General features: G+C 43.2%; 28 protein-coding genes. All 28 read right to left on the reverse strand.

Features of this window, described 5'->3' with window-relative positions; all coding sequences use genetic code 11:
- Positions 1-15: 15 nt before the first annotated feature.
- The 28 genes from GCU48_RS25260 to GCU48_RS25390 all read right to left on the reverse strand — a co-directional run bounded on the left by GCU48_RS25260 (position 16) and on the right by GCU48_RS25390 (position 26,800).
- The gene (locus GCU48_RS25260; RefSeq protein WP_167518778.1) at positions 16-2,667 is read right to left on the reverse strand and encodes a lipase/acyltransferase domain-containing protein; all 2,652 of its coding nucleotides are present in this window, start codon (positions 2,665-2,667) and stop codon (positions 16-18) included.
- Positions 2,668-2,958: 291 nt separating this feature from the next.
- Entirely contained in the window at positions 2,959-3,519 is a 561-nt protein-coding gene (locus tag GCU48_RS25265) for a phage holin, LLH family (RefSeq protein WP_152381862.1), read from the reverse strand.
- A 2-nt stretch (positions 3,520-3,521) separates the two neighbouring features.
- Positions 3,522-4,298 carry a M15 family metallopeptidase gene (locus tag GCU48_RS25270; RefSeq protein ID WP_152381863.1) on the reverse strand — a complete coding sequence of 259 codons (777 nt, stop codon included), beginning with the start codon at positions 4,296-4,298 and terminating at the stop codon, positions 3,522-3,524.
- Positions 4,255-4,743 carry a phage holin family protein gene (locus GCU48_RS25275; RefSeq protein WP_152381864.1) on the reverse strand — a complete coding sequence of 163 codons (489 nt, stop codon included), beginning with the start codon at positions 4,741-4,743 and terminating at the stop codon, positions 4,255-4,257. The genes GCU48_RS25270 and GCU48_RS25275 overlap by 44 nt, the downstream gene beginning before the upstream one ends.
- Before the next feature lie 21 nt (positions 4,744-4,764).
- Positions 4,765-4,986: a hypothetical protein gene (locus GCU48_RS25280; RefSeq protein WP_152381865.1), complete on the reverse strand. Its 222-nt coding sequence runs from the start codon at positions 4,984-4,986 to the stop codon at positions 4,765-4,767.
- A 39-nt stretch (positions 4,987-5,025) separates the two neighbouring features.
- Positions 5,026-5,796 carry a BRO family protein gene (locus tag GCU48_RS25285; RefSeq protein WP_208811920.1) on the reverse strand — a complete coding sequence of 257 codons (771 nt, stop codon included), beginning with the start codon at positions 5,794-5,796 and terminating at the stop codon, positions 5,026-5,028.
- A gap of 143 nt (positions 5,797-5,939) precedes the next feature.
- Positions 5,940-6,620 (reverse strand): class I SAM-dependent methyltransferase, encoded by a 681-nt coding sequence (locus GCU48_RS25290; protein ID WP_244316370.1) that lies wholly within the window; start codon positions 6,618-6,620, stop codon positions 5,940-5,942.
- A 381-nt stretch (positions 6,621-7,001) separates the two neighbouring features.
- Positions 7,002-7,586 (reverse strand): 2,' 3'-cyclic nucleotide 2'-phosphodiesterase, encoded by a 585-nt coding sequence (locus tag GCU48_RS25295; protein ID WP_152381866.1) that lies wholly within the window; start codon positions 7,584-7,586, stop codon positions 7,002-7,004.
- A gap of 64 nt (positions 7,587-7,650) precedes the next feature.
- Positions 7,651-9,801 (reverse strand): phage tail protein, encoded by a 2,151-nt coding sequence (locus GCU48_RS25300; protein WP_152381867.1) that lies wholly within the window; start codon positions 9,799-9,801, stop codon positions 7,651-7,653.
- A 12-nt stretch (positions 9,802-9,813) separates the two neighbouring features.
- The gene (locus GCU48_RS25305) at positions 9,814-10,443 is read right to left on the reverse strand and encodes a phage distal tail protein (RefSeq protein ID WP_152381868.1); all 630 of its coding nucleotides are present in this window, start codon (positions 10,441-10,443) and stop codon (positions 9,814-9,816) included.
- A gap of 33 nt (positions 10,444-10,476) precedes the next feature.
- Positions 10,477-10,617 (reverse strand): XkdX family protein, encoded by a 141-nt coding sequence (locus tag GCU48_RS25310; RefSeq protein ID WP_152381869.1) that lies wholly within the window; start codon positions 10,615-10,617, stop codon positions 10,477-10,479.
- Positions 10,614-11,078, reverse strand: a complete 465-nt coding sequence (locus GCU48_RS25315) for a hypothetical protein (RefSeq protein ID WP_152381870.1) — start codon at positions 11,076-11,078, stop codon at positions 10,614-10,616. The genes GCU48_RS25310 and GCU48_RS25315 overlap by 4 nt, the downstream gene beginning before the upstream one ends.
- Before the next feature lie 16 nt (positions 11,079-11,094).
- Positions 11,095-13,419: a hypothetical protein gene (locus tag GCU48_RS28525; protein ID WP_370881035.1), complete on the reverse strand. Its 2,325-nt coding sequence runs from the start codon at positions 13,417-13,419 to the stop codon at positions 11,095-11,097.
- Positions 13,420-13,433: 14 nt separating this feature from the next.
- Entirely contained in the window at positions 13,434-13,844 is a 411-nt protein-coding gene (locus GCU48_RS25325; RefSeq protein WP_025717934.1) for a phage tail fiber protein, read from the reverse strand.
- 12 nt (positions 13,845-13,856) lie between these two features.
- Complete coding sequence (locus GCU48_RS25330) at positions 13,857-14,411, reverse strand: phage tail domain-containing protein (RefSeq protein WP_152381871.1); 555 nt, start codon at positions 14,409-14,411, stop codon at positions 13,857-13,859.
- Positions 14,412-19,826: a phage tail tape measure protein gene (locus tag GCU48_RS25335; RefSeq protein ID WP_152381872.1), complete on the reverse strand. Its 5,415-nt coding sequence runs from the start codon at positions 19,824-19,826 to the stop codon at positions 14,412-14,414.
- Between the two features lie 100 nt (positions 19,827-19,926).
- Positions 19,927-20,070, reverse strand: a complete 144-nt coding sequence (locus GCU48_RS27230; RefSeq protein WP_167518779.1) for a hypothetical protein — start codon at positions 20,068-20,070, stop codon at positions 19,927-19,929.
- Between the two features lie 142 nt (positions 20,071-20,212).
- On the reverse strand, positions 20,213-20,551 hold the full coding sequence (locus GCU48_RS25340; RefSeq protein ID WP_152381873.1) for a hypothetical protein: 339 nt from the start codon (positions 20,549-20,551) through the stop codon (positions 20,213-20,215).
- Positions 20,552-20,615: 64 nt separating this feature from the next.
- On the reverse strand, positions 20,616-21,404 hold the full coding sequence (locus GCU48_RS25345; protein WP_025717263.1) for a hypothetical protein: 789 nt from the start codon (positions 21,402-21,404) through the stop codon (positions 20,616-20,618).
- 44 nt (positions 21,405-21,448) lie between these two features.
- Positions 21,449-21,661, reverse strand: coding sequence for a hypothetical protein (locus GCU48_RS25350; RefSeq protein WP_152381874.1), 213 nt, complete (start codon positions 21,659-21,661; stop codon positions 21,449-21,451).
- 10 nt (positions 21,662-21,671) lie between these two features.
- The gene (locus tag GCU48_RS25355) at positions 21,672-22,106 is read right to left on the reverse strand and encodes a hypothetical protein (protein ID WP_152381875.1); all 435 of its coding nucleotides are present in this window, start codon (positions 22,104-22,106) and stop codon (positions 21,672-21,674) included.
- Positions 22,103-22,681: a hypothetical protein gene (locus GCU48_RS25360; protein WP_152381876.1), complete on the reverse strand. Its 579-nt coding sequence runs from the start codon at positions 22,679-22,681 to the stop codon at positions 22,103-22,105. The genes GCU48_RS25355 and GCU48_RS25360 overlap by 4 nt, the downstream gene beginning before the upstream one ends.
- On the reverse strand, positions 22,678-23,253 hold the full coding sequence (locus GCU48_RS25365; RefSeq protein ID WP_152381877.1) for a hypothetical protein: 576 nt from the start codon (positions 23,251-23,253) through the stop codon (positions 22,678-22,680). Before GCU48_RS25365 ends, GCU48_RS25360 begins: the two co-directional genes overlap by 4 nt.
- The gene (locus GCU48_RS25370) at positions 23,253-23,687 is read right to left on the reverse strand and encodes a hypothetical protein (protein WP_152381878.1); all 435 of its coding nucleotides are present in this window, start codon (positions 23,685-23,687) and stop codon (positions 23,253-23,255) included. The genes GCU48_RS25365 and GCU48_RS25370 overlap by 1 nt, the downstream gene beginning before the upstream one ends.
- Positions 23,677-24,066 (reverse strand): hypothetical protein, encoded by a 390-nt coding sequence (locus tag GCU48_RS25375; RefSeq protein ID WP_152381879.1) that lies wholly within the window; start codon positions 24,064-24,066, stop codon positions 23,677-23,679. The genes GCU48_RS25370 and GCU48_RS25375 overlap by 11 nt, the downstream gene beginning before the upstream one ends.
- Before the next feature lie 17 nt (positions 24,067-24,083).
- Entirely contained in the window at positions 24,084-25,097 is a 1,014-nt protein-coding gene (locus tag GCU48_RS25380) for a major capsid protein (RefSeq protein ID WP_152381880.1), read from the reverse strand.
- 15 nt (positions 25,098-25,112) lie between these two features.
- Positions 25,113-25,493: a head decoration protein gene (locus GCU48_RS25385; protein WP_090738476.1), complete on the reverse strand. Its 381-nt coding sequence runs from the start codon at positions 25,491-25,493 to the stop codon at positions 25,113-25,115.
- 2 nt (positions 25,494-25,495) lie between these two features.
- Positions 25,496-26,800, reverse strand: coding sequence for a hypothetical protein (locus GCU48_RS25390; protein ID WP_152381881.1), 1,305 nt, complete (start codon positions 26,798-26,800; stop codon positions 25,496-25,498).
- Position 26,801 lies beyond the last annotated feature (1 nt).

The raw sequence follows: 26,801 nt of genomic DNA on the forward strand, positions 1-26,801 counted from the left end.
ATCACCTTTCCTTTCTTATTCTTCTTTTGTGATTAAGGGGATTTCGCGCAGAGCTGGCTGTGTATTTTTTATGTCTGTAATAACTAGCTTGTTCTTAAATTGAACAAATGATTCATCAACATAAAAGGAACTGTAAAATGTACCATTCCTCAAAGTTACTTCCAAATGTTTGTCGGGAATTTTGCTCGATTTGGGAGCCTTAATCCTAGCTTGAGGATTCGTATTGGTAATTGGATCCTCACCACGATCCGGAAGAAGTTCAAATGAGAAGCTATAAGATTTTCCTGCCTTAAGTTTCTCTGTTGGAAAATCAATAAAATACAATCCGTACTTTTCCAAGAAGAGTACTTCCAAGTTGATCAACTCAGATATAAAGCGAACACTTTTAACATTATCCTTAATGCCCTCATTTAATGTTATTTTTTGATTATTTTTATTTGACATTATGTTATCTGTATTTTTTATGTTAGCAAAAATTTCAAAAGAATTGAAGTCAATTGAAGTATGCTTCAATAAATTATTCAATATCATTTCAGGTGTGACAAACCCAACATTTTCGTCCCACATTAATTGAGGAATATTACCTAAAGATAATTCAATCGACTTTGGATCTTCAGTTACACCAAATTCAGAAGTAGAATAATATTCTATTTTGATTTTAGAATTTTGATTTATACTAAGAGTACCCCAGGTGAGTCCCAATGGTTCATCTTCCCAATCCCCCTCTAGAACCTTTTCATCAATTGTTATTTTATAAGAAGTAGCGTTCACTTTAGAGCCAACTGTATGCGGTTGGAAACTAATGTTCATACCGTCAGGCGTTGCTATAAAATTAAGTTGTGTTACGGGTTTAGCGTTATCAATTGTAAATTTACTTGTCTTTGATTTAATTGGTCTATCAAGTTTATCTTTACCGAACACTTGTAGTCCGTAGACGCCTGAAGGTAGATCTAGGGTGATTGGTTCTGTATATTCTTGTGGCTTTTCACCATCTATGGAAAAGAACAGCCTATCCACTAACTGGTCGTCACTAGAATTAATAGTTAACAATATTTGACCACTAAATACATCACGACGATATGCCTTTTTAGATTCTTCAGCTGCGCTTATATTAATTTTCAAGTCAATCCGCTCTGGTTGTTTTTCTTCCAAGAATTTTTTGTTGTTTTGAGAATGTGTTTTGATACGTTTTTTATTAATTATGCTGCCTCTACGTTCAATATGAGCCGTTTCAATTCTTTCTCTAACCGGAATTGTAACCATCGCTGTAAGACCTTTATCCACTGGAAGGGGCTCGAACTCTAACACAGTAACGTTTTCATTGTCTTCTTCCAAATATTCTACTGATATATCTGCAACACCTGCCTCAAATGAATTGATTTGCACAGTAAGATCTTTCTTGAACTCCGAGAAAAATATGTATTGTGACTCTCCAACACTTACATATTTAACGTCTGTTTCATTTAGTAATGGGCTCTCTTCCGAAATGTCTGTGTCAAAAGCCCCGGCAACATATCTTCCCTCTGAATCCATGATAGTTGTTTCAATCGGACACAAAAATCTAGTTTTCACTCCCCATTTTAATTTTAATTCACATTCTTTTGAAACTCCTAAAGGCATGTCTTTTATTTCGTCATTTAAGATAGACTTTAAAAGAGTAATAACAACATCGTTAGAACATAGTTCAGAATGCTCACCTTCAACATAATAGAGCTCCGCCTCGTGTTTCGGTATTCCACTTAAAATAGGGACTACCGAATCTCCATTTGTGAATTCTGATTTAAACTTGAATCTATTGAACTTTTCACTGGCGCCATCAGGGAGTCGATACAATGTAGGAAACCTATGACCAATAATACAGTGATGCTTTATTTCGTTAGATAAAGGTCTCTGCATTGCTTCCTGAACAGGTTTCATGTACAAATTCCATACATCCGGTACATTTGTGTAGTCTGGATTATTTGCTATATACTCTTCATTAAAAAAAGTTTGAGCTTTCTGAATGACGTCAATGTACTGTTCCTCATCTTTGGCTTCTCTATATTTAATAAATTTCCCAATTTCACTTTTAAAGTAGCCTTCAGATGGCAATAACTGATAAACCGATGGACATTGCCGGGCAAGCTTTCTTGTATCACCATAAGAATAAATTAACCCAAAAAAGGGTTTAAGATCTGAATAAAAGCCTGGTTCCCCATAGGCAAGTGCTTTATAAGCATCTGGGGAGCCGCCCCAAGGAGTTCCAATTGTTATTAATTTATCAATGATATTAGTTAGCCCGACTTTTTCCAATTCTATAACTGCCATTTTTGCTAGCATTCCACCCATACTATGAGCTATTAGAGTGACATTCCCACCACTAATAGATAGCTCCACTATTCTATTAACTAGCCTAGGGATGTGGGCCTGGATATCTTTACGCCAGTCGTAACCGAAGTAATCAATCTCCCCACTCTCCGCAGAAAAATTGTCATATATACCTTTATATATATTGACAGTTACTTTAGTGAATGCTGTTACTGAGCTTATAGGATTACCTTCAATTAATGATTCGTTCTTAATATGCAAATCCTTAAGATCATCCTTGTTTTTAGGAAACCATTTCTTATTAGTATCTAAAAACAATTCTGTACCCTTGATACCAGGAATAAATAGTATATTTGACATAATAATCCCCCTCAATGCTACTTTAGACGCAGAACTTTCGGGCTTATTATAGTATATATCGTAAAAAAATGCCATTTTCTTGTTGAAGGAATAATTAATTTGTTGTTCATGATAAAAACAAAGACCTCTTACCAGCAAGATCAGTATTTGACATGCTATGCTATTTTTAAATGAATAGTCCAATTAGTACGACTACTAGTGACACTACATTTATAGGTAAATTAACAAACCAATTTACAACCAAAAAAATAACCCCACCAGCCGAAGCCAGCAGGGTATTTACTTATAGTTTTATTCCGCTGAAGTAGGCGTTTGTGCAGGTTCAGTTGGTGTCGAAATAGGGTCTGGTTCAGGTTGAACCGGAGCAACTGGCGTTACCTCTGCCGTAGCCTGCGCTAAGAAATCATTAAGCTTTGCAGCTAGACCCGATACAGCTTCCTTAGCTGCTGCCTGTGTTACCTCTTCACTCGGCTGCGCTTCGGTAGCCAGCACTGTCTTTGTCTTGGCCTTATATTCCAAGTATGCCTTCTCAATTGCGGCCTGAAGCTCCACAACTGACACAGTAATTCCTTGTTCCGCTAATCGAAGTGTAGCGTATTGTAAAGCCTCCTGAAGCTTACGTTCGCCTCCAGCCTGTTTGAATGCCGTTTGAGCAAAGGCGAAGCCCTCTCCAGCAATCTTATGGATTACTTCCCGCTGTGCCGCCGTTGTACGGGCTTCCAGCCATGTATTTACCTTAGTTTTAAGTGCATTCAGACCACCTAAAGCAAACGCTGTAAGCACACCCGCAGCGGCTGTGACGATGGTACTTACATATGGTTGTACGGTTTCGATAATAGTTTGAGTTTGCATGATTATTTATCCCCTTTCGCGTTGAAAATCCCGGTTCGATCAAGTAGCGTGACCATGCGGTAAAAGTCATAGCTTCCGTCATTCGCCGTGTCCAGCACTCCCGCAGCTTTGGCATTAATACAGGCTTGTTCTGCCCACGCTGGTACTTTAGGCTGTTTGGCTGCTGTCTCCAACGTTTTGATGCGGTCATCCTGCTTTTGTACAGTGCTTTGCAATTCCTTAAATGCTGCCTTTTCTTCTACTGTCATTTCCTCATCCCCCGTTTTATTAATCTTGGCTAAAACTGTGTCAAGTTGCGCCTGAGTTGGTCGTATGCCCGCCCGAAATTGAGCCGTCGTGAGTCCAAATACCATCTGAAGGTGGGGCATATCTTTAAAGCTCCGCCAATCTCCGCCCCACTCAAGTCCTAGTTTCTTTGCTTCCTCTACTACCTCGCTCCAATCAGGCAGCGAGTCCTTATCATCATCCTTCAATGTGTCCCAGGACACCGTGCGGCCATCCCGAAGCAGCAACGCGAAGTCGGCCGCAAATCCAAAGTTATGATTGCTGTATCCGCCCCGTGCTTTCGTGACCACCTTCCCCGGCTTCGTGCGCCCTTGAGCATATAAAGTATCCTGCTCCGCATATGTTCGTAAACCTTGGGTAATTAGCACCCATACTCCACGGGCATAGCAACGTTCAATGAGCTTTTCCATAACTTGCTTGAAAACCGGATGAAGCCCGCTTAACCGCTGCTCAGATTTTTTCCTTAGTTGTTCCAGCGTCAGCATCTTTTCCATCTCCCTTGTCTTTTAACTGCTGTAAGAAACTTTTAAGCTTGAAGGGCAGTGGTATTCCCATTGTTCCCCAGTTTTCGGCCAAGGAAAGTCCTTCACGGCCAGCGTAGAAGTAAATAGCCGCCGTCCGGAAGATCGGTGCGCCTGGTTGTAGCCAATTGTCCAATTGTGCAGACAATCCCACCACCGTCAGCACCGTAGCCTTGCGGATGCCTCCCCAAAACATCACATCACTGTCCATTTTTTTGTTTTTAATAGCTGCGGCAACCCCAAAAATATAATCCAACACCATCATCGTAAGCAGCACCTGCAGCGGTTTATCCCACCCACCAAGAAACGTAACCAGAAGTCCAACAAGCGCAGACAATCCCCCTGCCGCCGCCTCCTTTTCCGTTGCTCCGACCATTGCGGTCCATACAGTGCTGCCAAACAATTTTATTTGGCTCACTAATTGCTCTCCTCTCTCCGTTCAGGAAACTTTTCCTGAGCTATCGTCGTTAGGTTTCTGATTTTTTTCTTCTTGGGACTGTATCTCTGCCAAAGCATTTCCGACGGCTATATCCAATCCCTTAAGTATTTCTTTCCGGCGTGCTGGCTGTGAAGCGATTACAGCGGAAATGACCTCAGTTAAGTCCTCAACAGGTCTGGTTAGATCCAGTTGTATATCCAATGTGGGTTTTATCTTTGCCATGGGTTTCATCACCTCCCTCAGACACAAAAAAAGACACCTTTAGTTTACAGATGCCTTTAATTGCTCCTTATTATAAATTTTCAAAAGCCATTCACGCCCTAACTGAGTAAATCTACGGTGATAGATCACTTTTCCGTTATCAAGAACTTCTTGTTTGATTTCAACATATCCGCAATCAGCATATCGGCTATAAAGCAGCCAAGTGTCATTTTGTCTGAATTGAATCTTACGACTCCCTAAATCATTATTCAGAGCAATTGCCGACTTGAATCCAAGTTCTTTTGCAATCTCAGTAGCAGTATAGGTCTTGTTAACGTGCATCAGAATTGCATTTGTTCTTTCAGCCTCTACTCTGGCAGTGCGCTCCTCTTTGAGTTTAGTCAAGAGTTCAATTCCGAAGTCAGGATTGTTTAGTATTTTATCCATTACGTCATCTGTTGCATAAACACCATGTTTTTGGATCGAAGGAAGAATATCTTCATATAACCAATCTTGAAACGTCTCAGCCTTGGACTGACCAGATTGTCCAAGTACACGATTCAAAGCAAAACTCGTTATAAAAGCCTCTCCTGCATTATTCATTTTTCGGACATTCCGATTCAGAATGTCCGAATTCTTTACTCGATATATATGAGATTCTTTGCAGAATTTCAATACATTATTAGTCGCTTTCTCTCCTTGATACTCCAGGATTGAAGCAACATCTTTTGCACTTATTAAAAAGTCACCTTTGAAATCAATTCCTACGTCCTCCCTTGTCAGTATTGTCACTTCATGCTGGTTTTCAAAAACAGCTAAACCATTATTCATGCTTTATCACTCCATTAATTTATTTTGAGACGCAAAATAAGCCCCTGAGTTATCAGAGGCTTTCATACTTATATCTTAAATGGGTTCTGTTACTATAACGCTACGGATTTTAAAGGAAAATATTGTTTGGTGAATATAAGCTACTATAGTTTTCTTGCTTTGACTACAAAAGTTACAGGAAGCATCTTTGCCTTTTTTGCGAATTCACTGTTATCATCCCACGATTGCATAATTTCATCATCAGATTGCTCAATCATTTGCTCAACTACAAATCCCGCTTTTGCCAACGCATTCACATAGGTTGATAGTTTACGGTCCGATAATGCCAGCGTACCTTCACCAAGTGATACTGAATACCAAGATTCATCAAAGTAACATTTTTTAAAAGTAAGCATATTATTTTCTGCAACAACACATTTGTGTATAGGATGAGACCAACTAAAAATAAATACACCGTCTTTTTTCAGATAAGAAGCGATCCGGCAAAAAGTACCCTCAAGGTCGGTGGTCCAGCCTATGGCATAAATTGAATAAACGAAGTCAAAATAATCCTCAGGTATACCACATTCTTCTTCCATGGGAGAACAAATCAATTTTGCTGACAGACCGCACGACGTCAAATGTTGCGTTGTCTTTTCAATTTGTTTTTCTGATATATCTGTACCCCATAGTTCAGATACTTTACATTCTCCCAGATATTGCAAGGAATGACCGCTTCCACAGCCTATTTCCAGCATCTTTTTTCCTGAGACATCGCCAAAAAGTTGGAGTTTTTCTTCTGAGACAAATGCTCCATAGAAAGGGAGTGCAGTTGCTCCTAATATTTCATTTCCTTATGTGTCCCAAAAGACGCTGTTTATTTTATGTATAGAATTCTTGTCCATGTCGACCGAGACGGCGCTACCAACCTCGCCAGCGCCTATAATGTTTGTTCTACAATCAGAATTTTTGCCCATGCCGAATCATCCCCCAGTACAAATAATATAAGACTAAACGTATATCCTTTTGATATTCAGTGTATATTGCAATCAACACCTTTTGTTTAGTATCCACTTTCATGTAACCGCCTTCTAAATTACTAATTCGAAGGAGAGAGCTGTTTTCCTTCCAAAAATCATTCTTTCTTATAAAAGAAAAAGCCCTCCAGCTTAAGAGGGCTTTTGTGTATACAGTATATAATTTGTTTATTACTAGGTTACTACGGATTATTTCTTGCTTGAAAGAGTTTTATCAATCTCTTCAATCTCTTTTTTTGATTTTTCTATAATATTTTCAAGTTGAGTGATTTGATCTTTATATCCTTGAATCTTTTGGTCCCCGATGGACAAAAAGCGTTCATCAGATACTTTTTCTCGGCTTTTTTGTGCAGTTTGGAGGTTTGCTAACTGATCCTCAATTCCTTTTTGTGTGGTAGTAATTGTTTGTTCCAATTCTTTTTTTCTATCCAATAGCTTTTGTTCATACTTGTTGTTGCTGTCATCCGTCGAAGTCGCAACTGGCGCAACATTTTCTTCAGAAGATGTATTTGAGTTAGTAGTAATTTGAATCGTTTTTCCGTCCACCTTTAAACCAGCTCCTAAAGAGTCGGAAACGGCTCGTAAAGGTACATGTGCTTTTCCGTCAACAACAATCGCATTTTCAACGAGCGAATTGCCGTTAACCTTGACAGAATATTCCCCTGCGACCTTCTCCCCGACCAAAGATTTAATTTGATCCGCAAATGCACTACCAGCCGTAGCAACAACTGCACCGATCAACACACCACTAAGTAAATAAGACCATTTTTTCATGAACCGTGCCTCCTATGTAGTATATATGTCCTAATATTACCATCAGTAGAAGGTGCAGTAAACATTATGCTGACGAACTACTTGAGCTTCCTCCAGCTGGTATATTTACCGTAGCTACAGTACGGGCGGCACTGTACAGTTTCAGGTTTCGGCTTGACGGATCGAATGATGCGTTTGTAATCATATCAGTGAATAATTCACTATAAATTTCTGAGATTCGCTTATCAATATCTGATAATTTATCAGACAAACCAGATATACTCTGCATTTTTAAATCAAGTCCGGTCACAGTTGCGTAATTGAAATCAACTTCCCCTTGAAAATACGTAGCATCGTCTACGGACCGAATAATAATAGATGCCATGTTTCCTAAGTGAAAGCCCTCTGAATCCCCATAAACCGATCCCCTTGGGCTACCATTGTCCATAAACAGCAAAGCGCCTCCGTCTCCTGATTGCCCTAAGGAAATAGCTTCCCCGCCAGATGAGTTATAGGCTGTCAATCCGGTAGAGTTGATTTCAATCCTGCGGCCTTCCTTGGCTGTACGGAACAAGGCTCCTGTAATAATACCACCCTCGATCTCATTACCGATTAACTTACTCCCTCGTATTGTACTTGCATTAACTGTACTGGCTTTAATATCTGAAGCATTCATTTCTGAGTTGTCGATCTGACCTGTGAGCTTAATTGATCTAGCTACTACATTGCCCTGCATGTCTACCCTGAACGGCGCAATAGTATAATCGTCGTTTCCGGCACTAATTCCGTTGGTATTGATTTTGGTAACATTATTACCGCTACCAATTACTAAGGATACAAAGTTGCCAAGTTGCCCGACAATCTGCTCAGCTACCACCCCGCGCGCTGTAATAGCCGTTCTTGCCGTTTTGCCCCCATCTGTTGTCAGAACAACACCGTTTGAAGTCATGATAACCTGATTCAGTGCATTGGTCTGATCTTGCAAGACAATGCCGCGCTGATCGTACTTGATTTCCGTTTTGGAATTATCAATATCTATCACAGCCTGCTTGGCAAAAGACTCAAAAACCTCCGTCCGGATCTTACCATTGGAAAACAAATTATTGATAATATTCTTATTCCGTTCCAGGTCACTGATAATGTCCGCATAGTCTCGTAAATTGACATTGGATATCGTAGGTTCACTATGTTTGTCACGGCTATATGGATACTCTGTAAGCTCTGTGATTCGGGCTTTGAGTTTGTTCATATCCATTGCTGGGTCAATACACATTACAGCATCACCCAAATGTGGCTCTGGTTCCGAGTTATCAATTTTAAACAAGTCTGCCGTTGATACTGTTACCTCCAGTGTTACATTCTCCTGTTCAGCAAGAGCCTTCCGTGTAGCCTTCAACAAGTCCTCCGGTTCCTCAATGTCCTGCTCTATAATCTCGCCATCATAAAACGGTACGGAATCACTGGCCCAATATTGAGCGTATGGCGATATTAAATAGTTCACTGCCAGCTTTCCGTTTACAATGGTTCCTGGTACGCCGGACAGCAAGCTTCGTTCTTCTTCTGTTAGCTTCGAAGCATCCATACCTATGAATGTACGTCCATCCTTCATCTGAGCGAACATCCTGGTCACCAAGGATTCGCCTTTATCTTTAAAGGAACTAGAAACGATATTCTTTTTAAGCCGATATTGTAATCCGTTGTCAGTCCCGATCTTTTTTCTTAGATTAATTGTGAAGTTGTCTGGCTCGACTTCACACTCATACATCTGAATGATTTTATTAAGCGCTTCAAGACAAGTACCTCGCCCAAAGTCCTTAACATCGTGCAGATCGAATGTGTCGTGAATAACAAACTTAAACCGTCCGCCTGTAGCAGCCGTAATCAAGTCTGTAAGCTGGTTGATATGGATACCATAAGCTTCAGCAATGTATGAAGCATACGGAAACTTGTAATCGTTTAACTTGAACAGGACGTGATTGCAATAGATATTCGCCGTCAGCTTTCGGCCTTCCCTTGAACGGCTCCGAGACTGAATTACATAAAATTGGCCACGCTCATCTCGAACATGTCCCTTGATTGCTATCTTTTCACGGTAATCATCGCTGGTCATTGGGACCATAAAGGTTAATTCATAGTCGCTGTTGATCCTGCGCCGCCGCTGAATGTCATAAGAGTCCACCAGCGTACCGACACGCCGCATGTTCTTATCAAAGACTTGCATAGTTGGAGTAGGCATAGTCCACCTCTCTTAATATAAGAATTTATCTCGGTGTGTAATACGGAACAAAACCGTCCGGCCTGTCTCTGGGTCTGTCCAGGTCAGGTTGTTGTTTCCGAGATTCAGATCGAAAAAGTCTCCGTTATACAGATGGGAAACATTCTGACCATTTCTCGTTATTTTGAATTTTCCTGAGTCAATGACAATTACCTCTCCTGGCCTGAACACATCTGTAAACTCAATGTAGTCGGTATGGAATTTCGACAGTTCCGCCGATATCCTTCCTTCCCCAGACATGGGTACTGCTTGCATCGGAATTTCTCGAACGTATTCTGCGTTAGTTATGCGTCCCTCGCCAGACATAGGAATGGCTTCCAAGGCATACTCACGGACAAAATCAGCCTGCGCCTGTCCTTCACCGGACAGATTAGCCGCTGCTGTCATGTCCAAAACAAACTCCAAAATGTATTCCGTTACGGTACCCGGTTCGTCCACATTAAAAGACATGAGATTAAACGCATTATCGTTTTCTGCTCCAGCTGTCTCCACCTTCCGTGAATACATTTGTCCTGAACCAGAAAGAGATGCAGAAAGGTCAATAATGTTCCCTTCTACATCCCCTGTATTAAAACCAAGGCTATTAAATCCACCATTAAACATAGCGTCCTCCTAACCGGCTAAGGAAAATTTTCCTTACTGGAAGTCCACGCCTGTTATTTCTTTATACTCTTCCGGGCTGATCTCCCCGAAAGGGTTGTCCTCCGTTTTGACTGCACCCTTCAACTTTTCTGCGGTTACCCAGTTCAATTTAAAAGCAAGGCTCCAGAAATTCATGATTGATTAGCTCCCTTCAAGTCAATAATTTCAAGTTTAGCTGCCGCTAGTTCTGCTCCCATGCTGGCTAAAAGTTGGGTTTGCTGCACGGTCTGAACCTTCATCTCCGCAAGCTGCTGGCCTACAATCTCCGATTCATCCTGAACTTGATCCGTAGGTTTGGTCAACACCGCTATCTCTTCGACAGTAAGGCCTTCTTCCCACCGCAAAGTTTCTAGGTTAAAACGAAATGCCTTATCCTCTGTCACGTATGCACTGAATCCCTCGGGAAAGGGAACGCCAACAATGTATCCGGCTATTACTGGTTCCTGTGGTACGTCCGCAGCGTCCTGCTCGGTTTTCTCAGAATCTTGTTCTGAGTTTTCCGAATAAAAAGGGACGACACCACTAAAGGCATCGTCCACTAGAACCTCATCTACTACTAAGCCGGACGTATCTACTCTACATACTGCTTTAGCCATATGCTTTATTCCTCCTTTATTGTTCAGCCAAGAACGTAATACCGTCGAAGCTTAAAAGACTGTTGCCCCCGTATATAAAGGCGACGATACCATTTGGCCTAACCTCTATCCGAGCTATAACCGGACCGGATTCTGCCCCCGAAATAACGGAAAAGTTCCGATTGAACTTTGGGCGGTAACCCTCTGGAAGCACAAAAATATCATTCCCCACACTTGTCAACCCATTTTTTACCGCTCCGCGTAAATAGACCACACCTGTACTATCCCGATAATAGCTGACATCTAATGTAGCTCCAGACGAAAGCGTGTATTTAACCCATCCGTTCCTCAGTCCAGCCGGAGAAATCCATGCCGGGCTATCCTTCTCTGCCTTCTTATTTTCCAGTACTGACACACGTGTCGTGTTCTGCTGTACGGTGTCTACCAAGTCCAACAGCAGCGATTTTTCGTTGGCTGCATACGAGCCTGTGAACGGGACAACAGGCGAAGTTATAAAGGCTAGGTACGATACGGTATAAGCGGCGTTAGCATCATAGGCTGCGCCTGGTAACTGTGCCATAGCACCAGCAGGGGTTGTAGTGTTAGGGTACAGTATCCAATTGTCACGCTGCGAATTTCGGTAAATGCCAATTAATCTATCAATGCGATATGCCGTTAGCGATGCTTGATACTCACCCGGGCTACCATTGTTGAGGTTCCAGCGCTTCGTATCTGCCTCTTGGTAGAGTTTGGCCTTTTCACGAATCACTAACCCTGTGCCTACTTCAACCTGATTATCACCCTCAGTAAAGGTTATCTGTCCTTCTGAAATGATAGGCTCCACGGTAGGCGTTGCAAGTTGATATACGAGTTGATACGGCGTGTACCCTGCATATGATTGTTGCGGTACGGATTGCGTGAAGTTAGGTGCGCCCACACGCTGAACCCAATACTTAGTGCCTGTACCATTCCACGTAGCTGCTGTCGCTGCCTGCGCTTGCGCTGGCGTTATGGTATTAGCATCGTACGCCTTGTATCCGTAGAAGTAGGCTTTGATGTCATCTTGCGATGGTCCGTAACTGTCTGCCCACCCACTGTCTGCAACTGGAATACCAAAATAAATTTCTCCGGCTGCCGTAACAGCATTCGAGTCAGGTGTATTTCCTGTACTACCTTGCGGCAATATCTTACCGTCAAACTTTGTACCAATGCCGCTACCCGCTATCGCTCCAGTCGCCAGACCTGGCACTTTCACTTGCCTGTTTCCGTTTGTAGCGCCCGCCTCGCCTTGTACCCATGCTCTACTACCATCAAGCGTTAGCCCCTGCCATCGTTTGGACTTGAAGTATTGTCCGTCACGCTCAAACACTGTATCTGCATTAGCTCCTGTAACTGGATCGGCGTACAGATCCGTTTGCAATGCCAACATAGAATCCTCGCGCGGTTTGAATGGCTTGGCTGTGCTGCCGATGTTAATAGAAACATCACGGAATACAGCCGTACCTGTTGTGGCGATATCAAGCCCTACGACAACTCTTAAATATGATGTGTTGGCTGGCGTTGTAAAGGTCTTAACCATCGTTTTTGTCCCGTTGGATGTGACGAACGGTCCAGTTGTTAAGTCTGCCAACACTTCACCATTCTTCCCAATAGCTTGCAGGTTCCAGTACGCCCCCGCTCCAACGGTCCCACCTATGTTAGACACATCAACCGTGACCGATAATGTATAGTCTGTCGCTGGTACCGCATTGACGTTATACGCCTGTGTATTAAACCCTGATAGCCCCGCCGATTTATCTAGCCTTACCTGATTAGGACCTGTAATCGTTGCTGTGCCTGCCTGTGTAGTGGCAGACCACTCATAAAAACTCGGCAACAAATTTTCTCCATACCGAATTACATAAGGGTTACGGACACCGAATATCCCCTTCTGTCCCCCATAGTCGATAACCATTTGTCCTTTCAAACCAGTTAGACTAAATGCGGCCTGACGCTCAGCTTTAACAATCTGTACACCCGGTTGTAAAGTAACTGTTTTACGGACTTCTATACTGGATTCTTCGTACAGAGCTTGAATGTTATTTATCGCAGCTCTCCAATCTGCCGCCGTAAAATTACGGGCAACCCGCGTGCCAGCAGGCCAGGCCCTCGCCACACCCTCAAATCCACGTACACACCCTTTAAGGACGTTATCCTCTACAGTTGTATACGTAATCGTTTCCGCTACATCCCCGTTGCCCAAAACAGCAATACCCTCCCCCTGAAGCAGCACAGACGCATTAGCCACGGTAATTTCTGTTTGCGTGTCTGTGATCAATTCCACAAGCTCAGTTTTTGGGCTATTTACAACTGGTGGATACATTTTTTCCAAGTTCCTCACCCCTCGTTAACTTTAAGTTGTCCGGCTAAAAACCGCAGCGTATCATTTGTTTCCGCTGTGCGCGGCGTGGTGATAGCCCCATAATAGATCAGGTTGCCACCTGTTGCAGCGTCCCTTATGCCGACATGAGTGATTAACCCCCATTTGGCCGACGCAATGGGAAAAACCACGTCGGATATGCTGGCTACAACTGCCCACCGATCCGCTATAACTGGTTCAGAAAACGTCACAGCACGGCGCGCATAGCCCCCTCCGCTTACCTCCTGTCCTGTGTCTGCATCTGTTGGGCTACTGGTGTACAAGGCGATGTATAGCGTCTGAGGGGATGCAAAGTTAATCCCGCGCAAGGCTGCATTAATACAGGCTGTTTTCCACCAGTTGCTTTTGCTCAAAATTATGTCTGCCAATATAAAGACCTCCTATTCTACTTGATACTCATTTGCTATACGAAAATTCCGTATGTCGTTGTTTCCTATGTTGGTAAGTACTATTACAGGACTCGCCCGTTCATCTCCTGTAGAAATAACTGACACTGTTTGTGGAGACTGTGTGATAATTACCTCTTTTATGTTCTCCTCCGACTCTGGAAACGGATGCTCACCCATCTTAATCGGGATAGTCAGCTCTCCATCCCAAAGTATTTTTTCAATGTCCAAGGTTCCTGCGTACCGTCCTATATACCTTCTTCCCGGCAAATCAGAAAATGTGAATACGATATCCCCTTTTTTGGCATTAAAAAGAGCCGCCACTTGGGCGACTCTCCTATGGTAATCAAGGGTTGTATCATCTGCCATGATGACGCATTCGAGATTGATTAACCGTGCTCCATAAGTGCTGCCAAAATCCAACTCTCCATCCCTCTCAGCTATCTCAAGGCTATGGTCTTTTGTCGGCGGTAACACAGGTATATTGTGAGTTTTAAGCCCTAATCCAATGGATTTAAAGGACTTACCATCGACAGTAGCATCAATCATTTAGGATTTACCTCCCCTCGCTTGCAACCTCCGCACCAGGTTATCTCGTTCGGTCCAGAAAACCTTTGCTGCCGATTCGTCTTCAATATAAGTATCGCCAGTTTTTATTACGAACTGGTTGCTGATTTGCTGCGGATTTGAACCGCCCGAAGCCATTGGCATAGAGAAGTCTGGCATGGAGAAATTAAGCGCTGGCATTTTGAAATTGATAATTTTGAACAAGTTGCTTTGCTGTTGATCATTTAGATACATTTCTCCAGCCCGAGCTATTACTGGAACCTCTGCACCTCGGTCCCCTTCGACAACGCCACCTGAATGGAATTTTTGAAGCTTTCCTGTATCCTTTTTAATGCCATACTTATTCCGCAGAGCAGCATTTTCCTCATGCAGTTTTGCTTTGTCGGCGGTGCCTGCCGAGTACCATTTATCTATGTTGGAATTGTATCGTGCCAGATCGCTGTCCTTTTCAGAGATTGAGGAACCTGTATCCAAAGAAGCAGACAACGAGGTTGCATTAATCTCGGCCATCTTCATCTGATAGTCAGCGATAAACTGATCTAATTGTCGCAAAATTTCCGCGTTCTTCTCAGATTCCTTACTGATTTGCGTGTTTTTTAGATCTTCGGCCTTGGATTCAACACCATCTGAATACTCATCATATCTCTCGGCTAGCTGATCATAATGCTGCTTGGCAGCTTCAATCTGGTCATTGTAATCCTTTTCTCGCTCAGTCTTCTCATCTTGAAGCTTTTTCTTTTGATCCTCCAAGCCACGCTTCGCCAGCGCCCGGTTATGTTCCCGTTGCATATCCTCAATGTCTTTTTCAGTCTGCTTACGTTCGGCAATGCCTTCAGGACCGACAGCAGATTGTAACAGGGCAAGACGAGCTTGCTTCTCCGCCATAGCACGATCATAATCCTCGTCTTCATTAGCTGTCTGCATTTTGGCAAGCAAGTCGTCTATGGCCTTAATTTTAGCGTCCTGAGCCTCGATAAAAGCATCCCGTTCTGCCTCGATACGCTTTACTTCCTCATCCCGAGTCTTTTCAAGCGCTTCCTTTTCCTTCTTGGCAGCTTCAGCAGTAGCCTTCCTCTGGTCCTCCAATAGTTGCTTCTTCAAATCATGGACCTGTACATCAATCTCTATCCGCTGTTCTGATCCTTCTTTATAAAGAGCCTGCATTTTTGTCCATAAATTGAGCTGATCGGAAACAGATACGGCTTCCATACTCTTTTGGTAATTGATTCTTTTTTGGAAGTCGGATAGGAACTCATCTTCCAGAGCTTTACGTTTCTCATAAATCTTCTGTTGCAATTCAAAACTTTGTTCGGCGGTACGATCCTTTGCTTTACTCATACGCATATAAGCGTCATATTCCATTTTGAGGATATCAATTTGGGTTTGCCCTGCCATTTCCATTTTGGAAGTTTCTTTATCAATCCATTTTTCCGAGTTTTGGTATCGAAGCTCGTTATACTTCACGGTCAGATCATAAATTTGCTTTTGGATTTCACGCCTATTTGCTGGTAGCAAGTAAGATTTAGATTGTTCCTTCTTGTAAAAATCCAGGCTGGTTTTAACCATCTCGATTTCCTGTTTATTGGCCTGCCGCATGCGCTCGGTTCTTCGTTCAAGATTCTCGACATCTTCCTGAAATCTGGAATCATTCAGTTTATGAACATCTCGACTCCATTGCTTCATTGCGTCCTTATCTTCCGATAGGTACTGCTTATGTCGCTGAGCCAATCGTTTGTATCCAGCAATTTGCTGGTCTACAGACCATTCATTTCGTTCAGCGATGTACTTAAAATTATCAAGTTCGTTATCATAACTATCTTTTCGTGCCGCAGATGCGTCCTTAGCTGCTTTTTTAGCTGCACGTTCCGCATCGCTCTTTCCTTTTTTGCCCCCGCTTCCCTTCGATTTTTTTGAACCAGAAGAACTCACACCAAATTTAGGATCATTATATAGCTTGGTTAAAGCATTAATCTGAGTGTCATACTGTTTCATATCTTTCTCGTATCCGCTATATATCTCGCCTATATCTTTTTTGCTTTGCTCCATGTTTTTCTTATCTTGGTTTAACTGGTTCTGAAAAGGAGTACTTAGGAAAGATTTTACTCCAGTCATATTGTTTAGTTCTTTTTGTTTATTAAAAACGTCTAGTGAACTTTGAGCCATAACTCCATTCAATCTAGCTTTTAACTCAGCAAGACTTTTAATCGCTCCAGCCTCTTTGATGTAAACTGCGATACGATCATCAGACTCAAGTTTTGTACTTAAACTGGACGCTTTTTCAGACTTTAGATCATCTATAGCCTTTTGTATTTTAGCTTTACGAACAACTTCGAGTGCATTCTTTTCGAAAGCCCATCCCTCAGATGTTTTGTAAATCTCCGAAGCTAATTGAGGGTATTTGATGATTAACTCTGCCGCAGCTTCGGCGTTCATGGACTGTTTATTGGCAAGATCATTTAAAACAGTGTTCATCTCAGAAATAGCCTTGCCGTTACCCTGAATCTGCTCTCTTAAATCGGCAAGAGCTTCCTCCTGTGATTTAACGCTTTCGGTTGCTGTTCCAGCTTTCCCAGCAAATTGGTCAGTTTCAATAGTTGCTTGGCCTAAAGCTACTCCTACTTCTGTTACAGATAAAGTGAGTTTGTTATTCTCTTGTTCTAACGTTTTTATTTTTTCTTCTAACTTCGCAGCATCTTCCTTAAATTCGCCTGTCCCTAAAAAATTTCCAATTGGATTAGCAATGATCTTTTTTACTCGTTCCAGTTCTTTTGTAGCTTCTGTGATTTCATTTATTTTTTGTTTTTGTTGTTCGATTAATTGCGCTTGCTGATCTTTCAATACATTTTTCCGGGCTTCATTCTGCTTCTCGATGAGTTTGTTCAAGGCATCAACTTGCACCTGCACAGCTTCATCGGTATAACCAGCAGCTTCAAGTTGTTTGGCTCCCTCTTTTCCAAGAGTGATGACCAGCGCTTTAGAAACCTCTTCGAGTTGTTTTTTTACTTTTGTTTCCTTTTCTACTGAACCACTGCTTTGTTTTAACGACTGTTCAAGAGAACGATGTGCATTAGCCAATTTCGGTAACAATTCTATCTGTCGTTGGTACTGGCTAACCATTTGTTGTGATGCTGATTCCTGATCCTTTAAGTTTTGAATCCGATCCCTCGCAGCCTTTTCTTCCTTACCACTATTCATCGCTACAAGCGCTATTGCGCCAACAAGTAAGCTCAATCCTGCTGTAGCGGCTGCTGTTGTGACGGTTGCCGTTGCTTGGGCGACAGACAATGATTTCGTAGCAACTGTAGCTCCCTCGGTTGCTACCGTTAAAGCTCCTTGTGCTACTGTAGCTCCTTCGGTAGCGGCAACTCTCTGAACTGTTGAAAGAGTTGCTCCTTGTGAGGAAACAATATTAACGTTGTTAGCTATCGTATTAGCGCCGATAGCAGCGGTTTCCGCTGCCTTCGCTGTGGTTAACACTTTCACAGCAGCAATTACATTCATGATCGGACCGCTTAGAGCTTTATAAGCAAGCAGTAGCCCACCGATAGCAGCCGTTCCCTCAAACACGCCAGAAGGTACTTTTGTAAGCCCGATCAGCAATTGGTCAATAGTGTCCAGTACATTCTTGATCATGCGCCGTAGTCCATCATCACCAGCGTTATTGAATATTTCCAGTAAAGAAGCCTTAGTTTGCGCCGCTTTACGCTGAATGGTATCCATCTGGACTTTAAGATACTCCATTGTGGAGCCTGTAGATCCGATGGATGCTGCTGTACCGAGCAAAATGTCCCCAGCATTCAGAGAAGCGGCTAATTTAGCGTATTGGTACACACCGCGCGAGATATCTGCATAGGACTTTGTGAGGTCATAATTCTTGTCAATCACTTTCGTCGACAAGTCCAACAAAATATCTTCGGCTTTTCTCCATTGCTCTGTGCCATTTACAACTTCTTTTGTTTGAACGCCTAATCTTTCAATCTCTGCAACCGCTTTATTTGTGCGGATCGTACCCAGTACCGTCTTCCACATGTTGCCCAGGTTCTCTCCGCTCAGTGCCGTATTACGTACACCGGCTGAAATAAGACCATTCATGAAGTCAAAACTTACGCCTGTTTCGGCGGCGATCTTACCTGTACGCTCGAAGGCTGCTCCCAGGTCCCTAGCCGGTGCCATGGTATCATGGGCAACCTTTGACCAAGAATCCAAAACACGTCCACCAAGTACCATGGCATCATTGCTGTCCTTAATCTGTACACCGTACTGAGCAAAGGTAGACTCCATAGATTTCGTAGCGTCTTCCAAGGATACAAGGTCAACGGTGCTGAGCATTGTGGATTTACGCACCATTTCCTGAACAACGCCTGCATCCTTATACATCCGACCCCAAAGTCGAGCCGATTCGGTAACGTCCATGATTTCAGATCCAAGATCATGAGCCGTCCGGATAAACTTGGTTGTCTCGTCGTGCAGCTTCTCGGTGTTCATAACCATTTCCTTGGTGCCTTCGTTGTACTCAAGGAAATAATGTTCATTCGTTTGCACGTAGCCTGCCATATTGGATTCAATTCCGACTAATCCCTGTTCAAGGGCTTCCTGTGTTTTATGCATAGCTGCATACGCTGTATTAAATACCAGGGCATGTGTAGCCATATCTCCTACTCGGCTAATCCAGTTAGGAGTTGTATTAAAAGTCTGCTTCATTTGCGCTTCGGTTTGGCTCAAAGAGCGCCGGATCTTCTGTTCTTCCTGAATGACTTTCTCACGGACTTGTGCCTCTTTTTGCTCCCTGGCACGTAATGCATTCACCCAAAACTTTTCGTAGTCCTGTGCGTTCTTACGTGCCTGCTGTGCTTCTTTCTCTGCCAGTTGAGATATCTTCATCCGTATGGACTGTTCTTCCATTAAGACACGTTCACGCGTCCTGTCGTCAGTCCCAGCCCCTGAAACCTTTGCCGATCTCTGACCCGTCAATGAAGCTTTATTCTGCAAAGCCTCCATACGCTTCAGGTGTTCACGTTCCTGCTGCTCTATCGCGTCTTCGCGCTTTTTGACAATGGCTTGTTGCGCCCTAAGCTTCTCATCAGTGATTTTATTAACCTGATCTAATTGATTCTTTCGGGCTGTATTCAATTCGGCTTGCGCGGTTCGCTGTTTAACAAGAGCTTCGGATTCAGCAAGGATCTTCTTTCTTCTATCTTCTGCGCTCAAAGCGAACTTATCTGCGCTGCTGGCTAAAGATTTAAAATTCTTCTCGCTAAGCCCCAGTTCGGAATTTAGAACTTTAAAGGATTCTGCATTCGCCCTTGCCCCGTTATCTATAGCCTTGAAAGCAGGCAAAATCTTGGTTGTATCCAAGCTTATCCGCGCGCCCACTACATCTTTACTCAAATCTGCCACTTTGCTCACCTCTCATATGGTTCAGGAAACTTTTCCTGCCCTGAATACAGAAAAAGAGGCATCCTGCATAATTGCGGATGCCTCTTAAAACAATGATATTTTACTTGGCGAAGAAACCAAGATCAGATAACGTCTTGACCTTCTTTGGCTTTTTGTTTTCCACATTGCCACCGTGAAGAATAATTTCAAATTCCCGGTTTCTGTTCTTGGCTTTCATGAGCGCTCTAATCTTTGGTATGGTCATATTAGGCCATTCTGAATCAGAAATACCATTACTCACGCATAAAGCCCAAAGTTCTATCCAGTCCGTTTCCTGATCATCCTCAGGAATCTCTTGGTCTTCTTCGTCGTCAGGCTCATAATCTTCATCAGGCGGAAACGACTCCTTATAGAAATCGTTCCAAGAGTCCGTCCAACTTCTTAATGCCCTCTTCGTCTACTTTCTCGTATTCTTCCTCCGCCAGTCCTTCTACCAACACAAGATTAAAGGCTTCCTTATGCAATGCCTCAACTTTAGGCCAATCGACCTCGGCCCGTTCTTTTGTAGCTTCCCATTTCTCACGACCGATTGAAAAAGAAAATTTATATTCATTTCCGCTCATGAGTTGTCGTACTTGACGGATCAAAGCGATAGTTCCGATTTTTACATGCTTTACAATTCCTTCACCAAGCGTGATTTCATCTCCGATATTAAGCGTTTTATCCAACTGTTTGTCTGTACTCATTAAATTTCCTCCTCAATGTATGTAACCCCCCTACCTTTAGCGGTAGAGGGCTATGTTTTTTTATTTAGATACCAAAGATCAATTCAGCAGCATATCCTTCTGGATTATCAGGGGTGATGTCCGGTTCCATGATTTCCAACGCCAATGAGTTACTAGTTGGTTTTTTACGTTCTTGAGATACGTCCAATGTACCTCCGCCTAGCGCTTTCCAAATTGTCAATTGGCAAGGTACCTCCCCGCCATTTCGGTCATCAGTCAATGAGAAACGGTGAACAAATTTAAACGGCTTCGGACGGCGCTTACCACTCAATCCGCTTCGTGTGCCATTCTCTTTTGTCCATTTAAATGTAATAATAATCAACTTGTTGTCATTCGCTGTGTCGGATGTGATCTTACCGTCGGCAGAAATAACGTACTGCTCTGCTGTTGGTGTGGTTGCCACACGCGTTAGTTCCGTAAGTTTTCCTGTATCTGTATCTTTCAAGTAAACTTTTTCGCTAAGGGAAACTAAAGTCCCGCCGAATTTCGAAAGAGCTTTGATCTTATAACCGTTCGTTACATCTAAGAATCCTTGCTCTGTCTCATCAAACGTAACTGCTCCCTTTTCTGACTCTGCGCCCTGAGACAATTCAGCCAAAATATCTGAGTAACGGGGAATTTCGATACTGGCTTTGTCAGCCAGATCCTTCGCTGTGTAGTGGAATGCATAGCCACTATCTCCACCCATGACTTTGTCCCAATCAAATTGGAGTTGAAGCGTTACCTTTGTGATTTTGTCATCCAAAAATTTAAGTTTTCCTCCCGGCTCGTACACCTGGATAGTGCCTACTCCATCAAAAACTAATGGTTCCATGATTCATCCTCCTCATTTGTGAAAACAAAAAATAACCAGCCAGATTATTTGACCAGTTCCCATAAGCGGTTATCTATTTCGTTGATGCGCCGATATTCATCGGTGTCGCTGTAACCCTGAATCTGCTCCAAGTTACCCATGATGCCCAGTTTTTTAGCAAGGTTGACCTTCTCCGAAATTAGTTTGTCCAACTCTGGCAATGGTTTTTCGATATTAACCTGCGCTACCGCTGGTTGTTGAGCTACTTCATCAGCCATTATTCTCACCTCAATTCATTCTCAAGTAATCAACATCAAAAATTGCCTTATAGCCCTTTGCACCCTGTATGCCTGTTGCAAAATCAGAGTCATAAGCCAGCACACAAAGATAAGACATAAATTCCTGTGCAAACAACCTTTTCTCGTGCAAAGTTTTGAATGCTCTTTCGAATAGAAGCTTTGCTTCATATGCCGTCTTACCATAAAAGTCGATACAGAACTTACCTTCGAATACCAATGGATTAGCTGCGTATCGTCCCGGCATAACGTATTGACAAATATGTGGAACGGTATCCTTGCTGACTGTTATCTCAGGTTCCATGCCTTTCGTAAATCGCTTCACGACCTCGGCAGATGGCGAAGAAGGAGTAAGCTTCAGCATGGACATAAGCTCTGTATCTGCCTTCAAAGCACTCTGAACAGCGTCAATTAACTGTAAGCTCACTCCTTAACCTCCTTGAAGTATCTGTGATACGGAAACTCAGTTATGACATGGCTAATACCGTCCAAGATACGCTTGCGGTTGGATTGGATTGCAATACGCAGGAAGTAGGTCGGCGGTGTAGCTTTGAATGACGCATCAATATCGCCGCGTTCCGCCAACTCCTCTAAATCCACTCCAGCATAGCCCCCGCCTGATTCCTTCACGGTGCCGTCAATTGCCAGGTACTTTCCACGGGAACGACCTACAATAATACGATCACCTTTGGACCTCAGACGGTTCCACGCTTCGCTGTTCATGTAGGTTATAAGACCAGGGTTTTGACTACTGTCTGCCATCTTGGAGCCTTTGCCAAACTGTTCAAGCCATGCTTGCCAATAATCCGCGGTGATATCTCCTGAAATCATTTGATTAGCAAGCACGAACATGTGCATCTCTAAATGATCCCGTACTGCTGGATAATACCGAATACCGCTTTTAGCTGCCAGCATGACCAGTTTCGTTAGTCCAGTGATTTCTACAACCAACTTATTCTCCAAATCCTTGGTTGCCCGAGCCGCATCATAGCCCGTAATCATATCCGGTCCTCAGATAGTTGCACATGCAGCAGATTTGGATACTTAATCCTATCAACTACATCTACCTGGTATGTCTTCCCGCCCATTACGATTCGGTCAGGAATGGAAGTACTTGTCTCCTCTGGCCTCTTTACATCAACAATCGTTTGCATCTGCAAAACAAAAACGGTACTCGGTAGTAATCCCGGTTCCTGCTGCCGCAGTTGTGCTGTGACGTACTGTGCGAAGCAAACAACATTAGCAGCGACCGATGTAAATTCAGCATCGCCCACCGGATTATCGTTTGCATCGTATGCTTGCTGGTATCTCTGAACCTCGATTAAAGCGTTCGTTTTAATCAGAGAGCAGTACTTGTCCTTCTCAGTTGTTGTACGTAGAGTCTGTACCAAATACGACGATTCGTTCTGAACTATATCTCCCGGCTTTACAAATGATTTCGAAGAAAACAAACCATTATACATATACTCTTTTCCGATAACCGTTGTGGCTTTCGTTTCCCTAGACAGTATAACGACATCGGGCTCACCACTGACAGTACAAGGTGAATGCCTATGAGCGAAGTCTTTAAACATCAGTGACACCGCCTTTCTCTCGCCCGGGTCGGCCCAGCTACACTGAGTACCGGAACATCTGTCCCATGCTGTACTGTTGATATGGACTCGATAAACTCAAAGGCTTCATCAACAAGCTGAACAGCGTACTTTTTCCAATCAACAATCTGATTTTCAAAAAAGAAGTCAAAGTCCTTTTTAGACTTCTTGATTCTCGCTGTCATAGAAGGGGCCAGTATGGCAGCAACCATACAAACGGCTGCTGCATACACATAAGTTTGATCATCACCAGTTAACTCAGCAAAATTAGGAACGGCTTTTACAATCCTCGATTCTCCAATGGGTAAAACAGAAAGAGCGTCTATGTCAGCATCGGATATTACATCCTCACCAACTCCTAAACGCCCTCTAATTTCCTCATGATATGTTTCAGTAATGAGTATCTTATTTGCCATCTGCTGCACCGCCAGCAGCACTGATAGCCTGTTTCAATTCTTCAATACTCATTTTGGTGTATCCAGGTATTTTCAATTCCTTAGCTGAGGCTTTCAATTCTTTCAATTCACCGTCGGACTGAAGAATATCAATTTGCTCAAGTAATTCAGCTTCTCGCGCTTTGGACTGTTCTAATTCAGCCTGAAGTTGCAACTCTCGTTCTGAAGGTGAACCGTCGACAGCCCCGTTACCATCTACAATTTCCGCAAGCAATTGTCCGGTTGCCGCATTGCGAATTTTTTTCTTTGCGATATCTACAAGACCGTCAGGGGCATCTGTTACGATGTCCCCGGCATTGTATTGCCCAACAGCATCAACTAATACTTTTACAGTTGTCATAAATTGAGTTCTCCCCCTTACGCCACTGTAGCGAAGATATGCCAGTTGACGTATTTCAGTCGCGGCAGAACAGTAGCACCGTTAATCACTTGCCATTGATCGGGGTCACCTTGAATTAGCTTGGTGAGAGCAAACTTCCCTGTATGGCCCGTGAAAATGTCTTCATAGTTATTCGGGCTTGTAACAAGATCCATAATGGAGCCTGTCATGCCTTGACCGATGATAATTACGGCATTGTCAGGAATGAAAGGATAGAACGTTCCGGTATCGTCAATGTAGCCACCATCGTACACTTCGTACTGAAGGCCACTCAAGTTTTGGCTGACAATTTCAGAAAGTGAGCCATCCGTTACAACATCCTTGCCATATGTGTATCTGATCAATTCGCGAATTTTCTCATTTTGCTTCATGTAGCTGTCTACCTTTTTATTTGCCAGAATCTTAACTCCTCTTGCACCACTTCCCCGGAATAGAAGGAGCCACTCATCCAAGTTTTTCAGCGGATCAGCGGTTGCCGTATTGCTCCAGAGCACATCTGCCGTTGGCTTGTTAGTGGCAGGGACGCCGTAATCAATCGTTCTGGCAGGTTTGTTTGCAGTTGCTGGAACGATAAGATTGCCGGTCAGGGACTGCCAACGCATCCACTCAAAACGTGTCTCAAGCCTCATGTTCAAGTTGACCAATTGATCCACCATATACTCCTCTGCCCACTGTTGCTGCAAGTTATTACCTGGCTTTCTCAAAGTGGCAATCTTTTCACGATCAATAATGGACTTTTCTCTCCATTCTTGGTTCGTAAAATTCATATGTTTCACCACAGGAGACGTATGAATTGGTGAAGGATCATTCAGCCCGGTAGCAGGTGTCATCCCCGTGTCATCATAAGTAATGTCATATTCGATGGTGAGTCCAAGTTCAGGTTTGAAGTCAGCGCCATTTGTCAGTAGTTGAGCCCCGCGAAAACTGTTAATATCCGTCCGAATGTTCTGAACGACTTCCGTAAGGAAATATGGATCAAGTACGTTTGCCATTTATGTTTATCCCCCTTATACAAAGTAGCAAAGCTTCAGCGCTGTCTTAGCCGCTGCATCAATGCCTGTCAATTTAGATTCATGGAAAATGCCAGCGATCCACGCCGAAGCGCCAACATCTGAGATTGTTGTATCATGGTCGTTATCCAAAATGCACAAGGCTACTTCGGAACCATTGGTTGCCGATGCGCTATACGCCACCGCTTTATCCTTATCCGCCCCAGCCGCTGTTATTTTGCCGATAACTGTCCCTTTTTTCAGGATTCCTTGTCCTTGTTTCAGCAAAATACCTCCGGGAAGCTTTGCCTGAAGATCGGTAGATGCAAGAACCTCTGTAAACTCTTGAGTAATAACCTGACCGGGACCAGGAGCGCCATTATACTGAGATTGCATCATAATTATTTATCCTCCTTCAACAGATTACCCCTGCCTGTATTCTTAAGTGCCGCCCGAGCTTCTTCACGAGCTAATACTTTAAGTTGTTCTGGCGTTTTCTCGCCACCATCATTTTGTGAGTTAGTTGGTGGTGTTCCATTCAGTGCTCCCTCAGGAAGGTTTACATCGTCACCTTGTGTATGGCGACCACCGCCACCCAAAGCAGCTTGTGCCTGCGCCTCATACGTTGCGCCGATCTTTTCAATTTCAGATACTGGCAGATGAGATAATGCCGTTTTCATGGCTTCTACATTAAAAGCTTCACCAAGAGCACGGACACCAGCTCCACATGCTTGTTCAGTAACTTTGATCTTGTATGTCACTCCATCAGCAGCCTGAGCGCTCAACGATGTGAGTTTGCTCAAGATGTCAGTATCGTTTTCCACACTTAGCGCTGCCCGGATTTGTCCAAGTACATTATTAGCCGCTGCCAACGCAGTTGCTTGGGTTTGCGCTGCTACTAAAGCAGCTTTTTGTTCTTCGTTCATAGTGTCATCTCCTTGGGCCAATGTCTCGGCCTGTTCTTTTGTTTGATGCTGTTTAGATACAAAAGCAGACATGCCACCTTTGTTGCTAAAAAAATAAAAGATGCGTCCATCGCCATCAAGCGACTTCGCATCTAAAGGTAACGGTTCGTATTCAGTTTGTTTCGGCTGTTCAGATTCACCATGTTGTTTCATTGAGAGAGATTCACGTGTAATTCCAGCTCCTTCGTAACCTCCATCAAACACGATAGAGTTCTCCATGATGTATCCGTCATCAGCTAGAACAAGACATTCTTTGTCGTCATACATTTGTCCACGGATGTGAGAGCATGCTGAAGGTCCGTAGTAGTCACCCCCACAAATACCACAAATATGTTTCGTTGTTACAAATCCTGCCGAGGTGTCAAATATAGTTCCTGAATCAATACCGGTAGCCAGTTGATCCGTTGAGATTCCATTGGCCTCTAACCCTTTTGCCATATAATGATCACCGTAGAGTTCCAGTTCCCCTCCCTCTTCGATAATTCGACTGTCAAAAGTTCTGCCATATGGGAAAGATAAGGCTTCCCACTTCTGCCACGGATGGTCAACCAGCAAGGCGACTCCTTCTTTAACCTGATCTGCCATTTTGCGTAGAAAGTTTGGGGTAATTTTCATTTTGTACTTATCAATACGCTTGGTTCCTATGATTCTTGCTTGAAACACATGAGTTTGTTCATCGGTTAAAGGGACCAATGCTTTTTGATTGATTTTCGCCAATTGTTCGGGTGTAGGTTTAGCCATT

The sequence above is a fragment of the Paenibacillus brasilensis genome, from assembly GCF_009363115.1.
Classification (GTDB): domain Bacteria; phylum Bacillota; class Bacilli; order Paenibacillales; family Paenibacillaceae; genus Paenibacillus; species Paenibacillus brasilensis.